Origin of the sequence: Streptomyces sp. NPDC046931 (assembly GCF_040644655.1) — a bacterium.
Classification (GTDB): domain Bacteria; phylum Actinomycetota; class Actinomycetes; order Streptomycetales; family Streptomycetaceae; genus Streptomyces.
Map to the genome: position 1 here is coordinate 175991 of NZ_JBEYWX010000008.1, position 11982 is coordinate 187972.

Genomic DNA, 11982 nt, shown 5'->3' on the forward strand with positions numbered 1-11982 from the left:
GCACGGATGATCCCCCTATCGGTGTGCCCGACCACAGTCAGTCCCGCCGCGCCAGATCCAGCGCCACCACCCCCACGAACCAGTCCAGCACCTCGCAGATCTCGTCACCGTGCTCGGCGAAGACCGTCACCGGGAAGGACGGGCGCAGCTCCAGCTTCGCCTCGGGCAGGTCGACGCCGTCGATCTTGTTCAGGCGGTTCAGCAGTTCCCGGCGCTGTTCGGTGTCGTCGAAGGGCGTGCGGGACTTCAGGTGCTGGAAGACCACCTCGACCGTGCCGCTCACCGGGTAGATCGCGACCGGCCAGAGCAGATGGGGGCTGCGGCTCGTCCCTGCGTCCAGCATCGGGAAGCAACTGGTCTCGTCATGACGGCCATAGTTGACGTAACCGCCCTGCCGGCGCCAGAAGTCGAGCGCCCCCATGACACCGGGGTGCGCGTCCGGCCAGTGCTCCCGCAACTGGGCGCGGAAGCGCTCGGCCGCCGCCGCGTCCTCCCCCTCGGGGAGCGCATCGTGCGCGGCGGGCTGTGTCACGTCCTTGCCCAGCAGCGTCGCCAGCTCCGCCGCGGTCAGGCGTTGCGAGCGGTGCGCCCGGCCCCAGGTGTCGAAGCGCACGCCCTCGCTCGTCAGCAGCTCCTGCGGCGGCTGCCGGTCGTCGCCGTCCGCCCAGCGGAAGGAAGGGGAGATCTTGCCTTCCGAGGTGAGCACCCGGTAGGCGCCGATCACCGTCGAGTTGCCGCCCAGGTACGCTCCGACGGCCACCGGGTGGCTGCCGATCAGCTCGGCGACGTCGCCGTACGTGGTCCACGTGCCGCTCGGCATCGCCACCAGCGCGGCCCGCAGCTCGGCCCAGCCCGGGGACTCCTCACCGGCCGGCTTCACCCCGCCGATCGGCCCGGGCCACAGGTCCACCGCGCGCTCGGACAGGCGGTCGGCACGCGCCAGGATCTCCGCCCTGCCCCAGCGCTGAGCCGAGGCGATCTCGAGGTTCATGCGCAGGGCGCTGGAGTCGAGGATCTGCTGCTTGCGCTCGAAGGGGTGGTTGGACAGCTTGCCGTTGTCGCCGGTCAGCGTGAGGTTGCCGAGGGTGTGCACCAGCAGGTCGTGCAGTTCCTGCGGAGTCTGGTTCGGTTCCGTCTCCTCGGAGAGGAGGTCGAACCACGCCGGAGCGGGTCGCTGCGGCAGGACGTGCTCCACGCTGAGGGACGCCTTGGCGAAGTCCACCGGCTCGGAGGGACGGTAGCTCTCCTCCAGACGGCGAAGGATGTAACTGCGCTGCGGAGGACGGCCGCTCCAGTAGAACGGCTTGGTGCGGATCGCCTCGCGCAGTTCCTCGTCGCTCGGCCAGCGACGGCGACGGCCGGAGAGGAACCGCCGTACCGCCTCGGCGGCGGGCCGGTCGGTCTCCAGCTCCTTCGGGGCCTCCATGAAGATGCGGTTGAGGCCGGTCGTCGGCGTCTGGCAGATCAGGCGCCGCACCAGGTAGGACTCGACGTAGCCGAGCGCCTGCGCCGCGTCGTCCGGAGTCGTCCGGCCGGCCGCGAGCAGGTCCAGCAGGTGCAGTGCGAGCGGGTAGTGCGTCTGGCCACCCCAGGAGGCCAGGCGCTCCAGGACCGCGCGCAGGGCGGGGGACTGCTCACGGGCGGGCTCGACGATGCGGAGGAACCTCCCGGCGCGCTCGGCCAGCTGCTCGATCTCGCGCTGCAGCGCGTCCTCGTCGCCGGCCAGCGGCTGGAGTCGTTTCTGCTGTTCCCGGTAGATCTCGCTCTGCTTGGTCTTGTAGTGGCCGCGCACCACCAGGTCGAGCCAGACCAGCAGTTCGAGGTTCTTCGGGCCCAGGCTCTGCTGCATGGGCAGCCACAGCTCCTGGTAGATCCGTTCGCCTCGCTTGGGCAGCAGCATGAAGACGTAGTTGCGCAGCAGGTCGCTCTGGCTGAGCCCGACACCCGTGTTGTTGATCGACTCGAAGATCCGGTAGACGTTGTCACCGGACTCGGCGGTGATCTCCACGATGGACAGCAGATCCTTGAGAGCCGTCTCGACCGTGGCGGTCCACCGCTCGTCGCCCGCCTCATGACCCTCGGCGAGCGCGCCGCGGAAGAACCGGTAGGCGGCCCCGACGTTGTCGCTGCCGCCGGCCTCGGCCCGGGACTGGACGCAGGCGGTGTACGCCTCGCGGTCCGCCTGCGTGGGAAGCAGACGGTAGTGGTCCGCACCCTCGTGGAACTCGTTGACCAGTATCTGGCGGTGCACCCGGTCCACGCCGCGCGCGTCACCCGTCTCCTTCAGATGGTCACGCAGCGCCGTGAAGGCCAGCATCAGAGTGGTCAGCCGCTGCTGCCCGTCCACCACCAGCCATCTCTGCACCCCGCCCGCCTGGATCTGGCCCGGCGCGAGCACCACGGAACCCAGGAAGTGCGGCGCCGCCGCCTCACCGGCCAGATGCTGTTCGACGAGCTCCCCGACGTCCTCCCACAGCCGCTGGAGCTGTTCCCTGCCCCAGCTGTACGTGCGCTGGTAGAGCGGGACCTGGAACTGCTTGTCCCCTTGGACGAGCTTGAGGAAGGTGATCTCCTGGGCGCGCATGCGCCTCCTTTCCCATGTGTCCCCCTGCCGAGTGCCACAGGCCCGGCCTATCCATGTCCCGGTGTTTCTCGCGCCAGGGGCGGCTGTCCGCCGAATCTATGCCTGTTCAGGCGCTGTTGTCCGCCGATGTCAGGGCCGAGCGACTGGAGACGCGGGGCATGGTCTCGTTGGGGGAGCGGCGCAGCAGCTTGATGCTGCGGCCCTCCACCCACGCGTTCCACGCCTTGAGGTAGTAGAGCAGGTGCTCACGTGAGTCGTCGCGGCGCCGGTGTGCGTTGCCCAGGGCCAGGTTGAGCATGGTGTTGCGCAGCGTGAGACGCGGGTCGCCCGGCTCCAGACGCGCGCCGGTGACGACTCCCTCCTCCCAGGCGGACTGGTCGATGTCGGGCCGGGCCTCGGTGGTGACGTACCAGCCGATCGTCGTGGCCGTGACGGTGATGCGGCATCCGCGGTTCATGGCGATGCCGTGCTGCAGGGCGTCGCGGACACCGGGGTGCTTGCCGAGCACATCCAGGAGCTGGTCGTTGCTCGTGACCGACGATCCGCCGCTCCACGCGGAGTTCGGTGCGGTCCGGTAAAGGTGCAGTCCTCGCAGGGCGGCCGCCAGGTGGGTCGCGTTGGCCTCACCCGCGAGGGCGAGCGCGTCGCGGCCGGTGCGCTTGCGGCCTGTGTCCATCACGGTGAACGCCGTGCGCGGCACGCCGCGCGCGACGGTCAGCTGCACGGTGACTCCCGCCTTGGCTATGGCCGCCAGGCGGTGCTGCCCATCGATCAGGACACCGTCCTCGTCAAAGGCGATGCCTTGGTGAGTCAACTGCCACTCGCCGCGCTGGATCTGGCCGGCCAGTTGTTGCACCGTGCCCTTGCTGAGCGGCCGGTTGTTGGTGTTGCGGGTCAGCCACTGTGCCGCCAACTGGGGCGAGACGTCGACCACTTGCATGTCCATGGCGCGATTGCCCTCCTCCGGGAACTTATGTCACGCCCAACGCACGGGCGACGCCTTCGAAATCCTGCCGTGTAACTGTGAACTCAGTCAATGACTTTCCATCGTCGATGTGGAGGTCTATCGTGACGCCGGGGCGCGCTGAAATCGCTGCTTGATCACTCGCTGTCGAGCTTGCGGCCCGACGGGCCTCAAGGTGGCGTGTGCTGTCAAGGCTTGCTGCTACGCTCGCCGCGTGTGCTCAGTTCACACTCAAGTCCGCGCGCCGGGGGGCGCCTTCTGGGGGCTTGAGGCGGCTGGGCGAGATGTCACGGAACGGGTCATGAGCTGGCCCTCAGCACACAGTGGGGTGGGGCGTGTGAGTCAGGATGAGAGTGTGCCGGGTGGCGGTCTGCGGCCGGTGGGTTCCGTCTACCAATACGACGACGGCCTGTACGTACGGGTGGACGATGTCGTGCCGTACGTACTGGCCGACGCCGACGACAGCCACGGGTACCGGCCGGGTGACGACCTGGTGCGCTGCACCCTGCACCTGAGCAACGGCACGGGGCGGCCCGTCGCCGTGGACGGCATCAGCCTGCTGGTGCGAGGCGGCCCGTACGGCAAGACGGCCCGTCAGGTGCACGACCACGGCGGTGACGTGCTCGACGACGAGCTTGAGGGCACCCTGCGCACGGGACGCAGGCTCTCCGCCACGTGGGCCTACAGCATCCCGGCCGGAACCGCCGACGACCTGGACATCGAGGTCCGTTTCGGGAATGCGCACGACCGGGAGAGCGTCACCTTCACCACGGCCGCGAACGCCGTGCCGGCCGCCCTCGGCACCGGCGCCGCGTCCTTGTCCCGAGACAGCGGCACCCACACCGAGCCCGGCGGCGGCCTCGGCGTCCCCATCGGCCGACCCGGGCAGCAGCACAGCGCCCGCGCCGCGCTCGACGCCGTCCCCGCCCAGCCGGCCGGCCCGGGACGCCGGGTCACGCCGTCACCCGCGCCTCAACTCTCCGGCGACGAGCTCGACGCCGCACGCGTGCGGCAGATCTTCCGCTTCCTCGCCGAGGCGGAGGAATCGAAGACGCGCCCCGTGCGCACGCTGGACGGAGCGGCCGGCACCGTGTGGTTCGACGAACTGCCCGACGACGACGGTGTCGAGGTGATGATCGACGGCATGCTCGGCACCGACGAGCCGGCCTGGCTGACCGTCACCCGCCCCGAGCGCGAGGACGCGCCGCACCCCAAGGCTCTGCTCGCCCCCTGGGTGGACGAGAACCGCATCCGAGACTTCAAGCAGACCCGCGCCCCACACCTGCGCCGGCGCATCGAACCGGAGTTCCCCGACTGGTCGCAGGGCATCCCGCTCGACAAGACCTACCACGAGTTGGACGAGCACCCCCAGCGGGAGAAGATCGAGAAGCTGTACGCCGCCTGGGAACAGGAATGGCTTGCGTGGGCGGAGCGGCGCCGCGCGATCGACCCCGTCGTCAGGCTGTACGACCGGCTGCACAAGATGCACGAGGACGCCGCCAACCTCGGTGAGGCCTACGAGCTCGTGCTCGGTCTCGGCCGTCTGACCTGGCAGACGCTCGCGGGGCAGCGGGTGGAACGACACCTCGTCACCCACCGGGCCACCCTCCGGCTCGATCCGTCCACCGGCACGCTCACCGCCGCCCCCGATCCGACCGGCACCGGACTGGAACTCGAAGAGGGCATGCTCGAAGGCGCCCAGCACGTGCCGGGTCCCGTGCGGGAGAAGATCGTCGAGGTACTGGAAGACGCCTCGGACGTGACGGACCCCGAACACCTCGACGCCGTGCACACCGCCCTGCGCAGCTGGGTCAACGCCGCGCACAGTGCCGGCGGCTACGCACCGACCGTGGAGCGCGCCAAGCCGCGCAGCCTCGACGTTCCGCAGGTGGGACTCACCCCCGCACTCGTCCTGCGTGAACGCAGCCGCCGCTCGACCATGGACGCGCTCAAGGCCATCGCCCGGCAGATCGACGCGGGCACCCCGCCCACCGAACTGCTCAGCTACATCGCGGGCCGCGACGGCGCGCTCACCGCGGCCGACCTCGCGGCGGCGGAGGGCGGGACCGCGACCGACAGCGACGAGATGTACTTCGCCCTGCCCGCCAACGAGGAGCAGCGCACGATCGCCGAACGCCTGCGCGCCAACCGGCTCGTCGTCGTCCAGGGTCCGCCCGGCACCGGCAAGACGCACACCATCGCCAATCTGGTCACGGACCTGCTGGCCCAGGGCAAGCGGGTCCTCATCACGAGCCACACCCCGCGTGCCCTGCGCGTGCTGCGGGACAAGCTCCCGGAGTCCGTGCGCGACCTGTGCGTGAGCCGCACCGAGGACGGCGCCGCCGCCCAGCGCGAGCTGGAGGCGTCCGTGCACAAGATCCTCAGCGAGTACGCCGGCTACGACGAGAAGGCCTCCTGGAAGGCGGTCAAGGCGCTTCAGTCCCGACTCGCCAAAGCCCGCGCAGCTCAGCAGGCCATGCTGCGCGACCTCGCGGTGCTGCGCGAGCAGGAAACCCACCGCTTCGAGGCGGAGATCGGCGACTACAGCGGCAGCCTCCAGGAGATCGCCGAGCGCCTCACCGCGGAGAAGGGACGATACGACTGGCTCGGCCTCGTCCCGCAGGAGCAACCCGCCCTGACCGCCGACGAGGCCCTGCGCCTGCTGCACGCCACCCGCGCGTACACCCCGGACCACCAGGCACTGGCCGCCGAGGTGCCCGGGCCCACCGAGCTGCCGAGCCCCGGTGACTTCGAGGAGGCCGTGCGGGTCGTGCGGTCCGCCGAGGACGCGCATGCCGCCGCGCGCCAGGATCCCCTGTGCGCGGAGTACGACGCGGCCGTGCGGAGCCTGAGCGAGGCCGAACAGCAGCGGCTGTCCTCGGCGCTCGACGCGTTCTCCGCCGCCCGTGCCCGTGCCGCGTCCCTCGCCGCTCCGGCCGGCGACTGGGCCGCGGTGCTGCTGAGAGAGGTGACCGAGGGCCAGGACTGGCAGGCACGCAGCCGGCGGGCCGCAGTCTCCGAGGCCCTCGCCGCCGTCGACGCCTCGCTCGCCACGCTGGGCACGGCCATGGTCAGCGGCCTGGACCGGTACGACCCGGCCACGGCGCTCGCCCAGGCCACTGCTCTGCACGACGGCCTCGGTCAGGGCCAGAAGCTGCGCGGGCCTCTCGGCATGCGCTCCAAGCTGGCGAAGACGGTCGGCGCGTTCGTGGACGCCGTACGGGTCGACGGACGGACTCCGGAGGACGTCCCGACGGCGGCTGTCGTCCTCGCCCGCATCCGACTCGAACTGCGCCTGGCACAGGTGGAGTCGGAGTGGGGCACTCCCGCCGTCGTCTGGCACGGACACGGGCCGCGCCTCGCACGGCTGCGTCAGGAGGCGGAGGTGCTCGACGCGCTGCTCGCCGTAGCCGCCGCGCGTACCGACGTCCTGACCGCCGCGGCCACGTCACCGGCGCTCGCCGTCGCCACCTGGCACGACGCCTCCGTCGAGAACGCCGTGCGCACCCTGCTGCGCGCGGCGACAACGCTGCGCGCGGCCGAAGGATCTCGCAAGATCATCGCGGACACCGAGGAACTGCTGCGGGTCTGGAGCGGCCGGCCCGGTGCCGCGCCCGCGGTCGTGCGCGCCCTCGACGCCGTGAGCGATCGGAACCCCGACGGCTACCGTTCGTTCAGCGACGAGATGGCCGAGGTGCGTGAGGCCGCGAGGCTGCGGGCCGAACAGGACACCGCCCTCACCTGCGTCCGCGAGGCGTTCCCGGCTCTGGCCGAGCGCATCACGGCCACGCACGAGGACACCGCCTGGGACACCCGGCTGCCCGCGCTCGCCGAGGCCTGGGCCTGGTCCGCGTGGCGTGAGCGCATGGAGCGGCTGACCGACCCCGAGGCCGAACGCGCCCTGCGCAAGCGGCTGACGGAGGCGGACGACGAGGCCCGTATCATGCTCGCCCGGCTCGCCGCCGCCCGCGCCTGGCACCGCTGCCTCGGCCTGCTCACCGGCGACCAGTCCCGCGCGCTGAGCGCCTACCAGCAGGCCGCCCGGCGCATCAAGGGCAAATACCAGCACCGCTACCGTCGCGACGCCCAGGCCGCCCTGCGCAAAGCGCAGACGGCGGTACCGGCCTGGATCATGCCGTTGCACCAGGTCGCCGAAACGGTGCCCATGGACCGGCCCGGCATGTTCGACGTCGTCATCGTCGACGAGGCCAGCCAGTCGGGCCTGGAGGCCATGCTGCTGAGCTGGCTCGCCGACCGGATGGTCGTCGTCGGCGACAGCAAGCAGGTCAGCCCGTCCAACGTCGGCCTCAAGCAGGACGAGTACTTCCACCTCAGGGACCGCCTGCTCACCGCGCTGGAGCCGGACGTCCGCAGCCTGTTCGGCCCCGACTCCAGCTTCTTCGATCTCACCGAAGCCCTCTCGGCGGGCCGCGGCACGCTCATGCTCAAGGAGCACTTCCGGTGCATGCCGGAGATCATCTCCTTCTCCAACCACCTCTGCTACAACCGCGACTTGCTGCCCCTGCGGCAGTACGGTGCGGACCGGCTGCCCCCGGTGCGCACCGTGCACGTCGAGCACGGTGAAGCCCTCGGCGCCAACTCCCGGCTGTGCAACCCCGCCGAGGCCGAGGCACTCGTCGACGCCATCGTGCGGTGCTGCGCCGACCCGGCCTACGACGGGAAGACCATGGGGGTCATCAGCCTCCGCGCCAGCAAGGGCCACCTGGCAGAACTGGAGAACTTGCTGGCCGACCGCCTCGACTACGAGCAGCGGGAGGAGCGGCGCATCCGGGTCGGCGACGCCGAGGACTTCCAGGGCGACGAGCGGCACGTCATGTTCGTCTCCTGCGTCAACTCACCGTCCACGGGCGCCGGGTCCGTGCCCGGCGGCTTCAACGGCAAGACCTACGAGCAGCGGATCAACGTGGCGGCCTCGCGCGCTCAGGACCAGATATGGGTCTTCCACAGCGCGCGCGCCGAACAGTTCCACGAGAACGACCTGCGTCGACGGTGGCTCGACCACCTCACCCGACCCGCGGAGGAGGACACCGCCGCGGTCGAGGGTGAAGTCCTGCCCGACGTCAGGCACGAGGCGTTCGACAGTCTGTTCCAGCAGCAGGTGTACCTGGAGCTGACGGCTCGTGGTTACCGGGTCCGCCCGGGATACAAGGTGGGGCGCCACACCCTCGATCTGGTGGTGGAGGGCGGTACGCGCCGGCTCGCGGTCGCCTGCGACGGTGACGCCTTCGCCGACGGCGAGGACGCCTCCACTGCGGCGGCCAGACAGCGAGACCTGGAACGCGTGGACTGGACGTTCGTCCGGGTCCGGGGCAGCCGGTTCCACCTCGACCGTGAGCAGGCACTGGCGCCCCTGTGGGCCGAGCTGGAGCGGCTGGGCATCGAGCCGGTGCGGGAGGAGACGGAGCAGTCGGGCAGCGCAGCCGACACCGGGCGCGGCGGGACGGAGCCGGACGACGAAGGCGTGGCGACCGAGCGCGCGAGCGAGCCGAGCGAGGACTCGGGCGGCATGGGCGCGGTGACCGTAGCCGCCGCCGTGGAGGCAGTTCCAGCGTCCGTGGATCCGCGCGAGTCGCTGCGCGGACCGGCCCTGCAGGTGATGCCGACTCCGGCGAGGCCGTCCGTGGTGTCTTCAAAGAACCGCGTCGGCACCGGACCCTCCGAGGGCCCGGCCCTGTCGGCGGAGCCCGGCGTGGCACCGGACCCGGGCACGCGAGGCTCACTGCCGGTCCGGCAGATCCCCGCCGCGGCCTTCCAGCGACTCGTGCGGGAGGTGCAGCAGTTGCAGGCGGCGCTCGACGCAGCCGACGAGACACCCGACGGGACGGACGCGGCCCAGCTCGTCTTCCTCAGGAAGGCCCAGGCCGACCGGCGCGACCGGCGCACGAAGCGTCTCACCTACCTGCGAACGTTCCTCGACTCCGTCGGCATCGGGCGGGAGCCCACCGTCCCGGACGTGGTGATTCCCGGCGCGCTGCTGATCCTGGAGTTCGACGGTGACATCGACGAGGACACCCTGTACACGGTCGCCGAACTGCCCACCGCGGAGGCGGACATCGTCTCTCCGTCGTCGCCTCTCGGCCATGCGCTGATGTGGCAGCCTGCCGGACGTGAGATCTCGTACGACGCGTCCCAGGGCAAGAAGCGCACGGTCGTCGTCCGGGAGATAAGAGCCTGAGCCCTTCGACCGTCGGCCCTGTCACACGTACCGCACAGGTGACAGGGCCGCGCGTGTCTCAGCCGGCGACCGGGTCCAGCAGGCGGCTGCGCTGACCGCTCCAGGAGATGGCCAGTGCGTCACGCGCCCGCGTGCAGGCGACGAAGAGCAGGCAGTGCTCGGCCAGCAGATCGGAACGGTGCTGTACGGGGTCCTCGTCGGCGGGCGTCACCTGCGGAGCGAAGGGGAGCACGCCCGACGTCACGCCCACGACGGCCACGCAGCGGAACTCCAGTCCCTTCATCGCGTGCATCGTCGCCACGCGCACACCCGACACCTCCGGGGCCGGGTCGTCCCTGACCGCGACCGCCGGTACGCCCTCCCGGCGCAGACGCGTGATGACCGCGTCGACCAGCGTGTTGAACCGGGCGCACACCGCCACCTCGGACGGCCTCACGCCGTCCTGGTTCACCCAGACCCGGATCTGCTCCACCAGCGCCCGCAGCTCGTCGTCCTGACTGGCATGGCCCCGGGCCACCGGAACGCGGCCGTGCAGCTCGGACCGGTAGCCGTGCAGCGAGTCACGGCCGCCCTCATCGTCGTCGTCCTCACCGAGCCGGCCCACCGGCTGACCGTCCAGGAGCGATGCCGACCAGCGCAGGATCTCCTCGGTACTGCGGTAGTTGATGCGCAGGCGGGACGTGCGCCCACGCACGTGGACACCCAGCGAGCGAAGCGAGACCCGCGAGTCGTAGATGCGCTGGTGAGGATCACCCACGAGGAACAGGTCGTCGGCCTGTTCGGCGACGCAGGCGCGCAGTACCCGCCACTGGGCCGGGTGCAGGTCCTGTGCCTCGTCCACCACGACGTGCCGGTAGCGCGGCCCCTTCTCGGCCAGGATCCGGGCGGCCTGGTCACACAGCATGGTGTACGTCGCCGAGTCGCGCGCGGTCAGGTCCGTCGTGAACCGTTCCATCACCCGCCACAGCCGCGCCCGCTGGACCCGCCCGACCTGCGTGCCGCGCCCCCTGCGCACACAGCGCAGGTACTCCTCGGGCGTCCGCAGGCCCTGAGCCAGGACGACGCTCCGGAACTCCTGGGAGAGGAAGCGCTCGGACCAGGGCAGGTCCTCGCGGGCGGCGGCACGGGTCCAGGCGCTCTTCTCGGCTGCAGCCGACAACGGCTTCGGCGAGCTGCCCCTCGCCTCACGTATCACCCGGGCGGCCAGCGAGTCCACCGTCGTGACGTCGACCCGGTCGAGCAGGTGGGCGTCGGCGTCGCCGAGCAGCAGGGCGAGGCTGTCCCGCAGGGCGGCCGCCATGGCGTTGGTGAAGGTGGTGAGCAGGATCCGGTCGCCCTCGTGCCCGGCGCGCAGCAGATGCCGGACCCGGTGCAGCGCGACGACGGTCTTGCCGGTGCCCGGGCCGCCCGTCACCTGAGCCGGTCCGTTGAATCCGGGATGGTAGGCGTACCGGCGCTGGGCGGGGTGCAGGAAGACGCGCCAGCGGGTGAAATCCTCGGTGAGGATGCGTTCCAGCTCACCGGGGCCGGTGACTTCCACGATGCGGTTGGGCGTGTTGAGGATCGCCTCGCTGAGCGTGACGGCCGGCCGGTCCTCGGCCGTGCGAACCGTCTGCCCGCGTGGAGCGATCAGCTGCTCCCAGACGTCCTCGGGCGAGTAGCCGGCCGCCAGGTACTCCAGCACCTCGTACTGGTCGGCGGGCATCATGGGCGGCGCCATGACCGTCAGGTCGTCCGCCGTGACGCACACCCGCGCCAGCCGCAGCACCTGCTCGTCGATGCCCAGATCGCGCAGCACGGTGTCGGAGTGCTGGGTGAACAGACGTTCCGGCGTCTCGACCGCCTTCGTCTCGAAGTAGGTCTCCATCTGTTCGAGCGCCTCGACATTGCGGACCTCCAGTCCGCCGGTGGCCCCGTTGACCGAGTAGGCGCGCTTGCAGGCCCAGTTGATCGCCTCGTCGTGCGGTGCGACCCGCAGCAGCGTGTAGAGCCCACTTCCGTCGTCCGGGGCGAGGAGCACCCCCCGGTAGAACCGGGTGATCCGGATCGTGCGGATCCGGGGGTCGCGCGCTCCTTCGAGCTTCTCCAGGTGCATTCCCTTGCTGGCGTGCAGTTGAGGCACGGTCAGGCCCCGGAACATCTGGATCGCGTCGTTGACCTCCTTCTGAACCGGTCTCTGCAACGAGATCAGATCCGCGACGAAGTCGTCGGAGAGGGCGAGACGGGGCATGGGCGTCC

The 11982-nt window shown here is 70.9% G+C and carries 4 protein-coding genes; 1 reads left to right on the forward strand and 3 read right to left on the reverse strand.

Annotation, left to right across the window (positions count from 1 at the left end; all coding sequences use genetic code 11):
• Nucleotides 1-37 precede the first annotated feature (37 nt).
• Both ABZ876_RS17370 and ABZ876_RS17375 read right to left on the reverse strand, forming a co-directional pair.
• Nucleotides 38-2584 carry a DUF262 domain-containing protein gene (locus tag ABZ876_RS17370; RefSeq protein ID WP_361781105.1) on the reverse strand — a complete coding sequence of 849 codons (2547 nt, stop codon included), beginning with the start codon at nt 2582-2584 and terminating at the stop codon, nt 38-40.
• Nucleotides 2585-2690: 106 nt separating this feature from the next.
• A complete protein-coding gene (locus ABZ876_RS17375) occupies nt 2691-3530 on the reverse strand; it encodes a hypothetical protein (protein WP_361781108.1) in 840 nt (279 codons plus the stop codon).
• Nucleotides 3531-3885: 355 nt separating this feature from the next.
• Here ABZ876_RS17375 and ABZ876_RS17380 point away from each other — a divergent pair, with 355 nt between their 5' ends.
• The gene (locus tag ABZ876_RS17380) at nt 3886-9744 is read left to right on the forward strand and encodes an AAA domain-containing protein (RefSeq protein WP_361781111.1); all 5859 of its coding nucleotides are present in this window, start codon (nt 3886-3888) and stop codon (nt 9742-9744) included.
• A 58-nt stretch (nt 9745-9802) separates the two neighbouring features.
• Here ABZ876_RS17380 and ABZ876_RS17385 read toward each other — a convergent pair whose 3' ends face one another.
• Complete coding sequence (locus tag ABZ876_RS17385) at nt 9803-11974, reverse strand: UvrD-helicase domain-containing protein (RefSeq protein ID WP_361781113.1); 2172 nt, start codon at nt 11972-11974, stop codon at nt 9803-9805.
• Between the last annotated feature and the right edge of the window lie 8 nt (nt 11975-11982).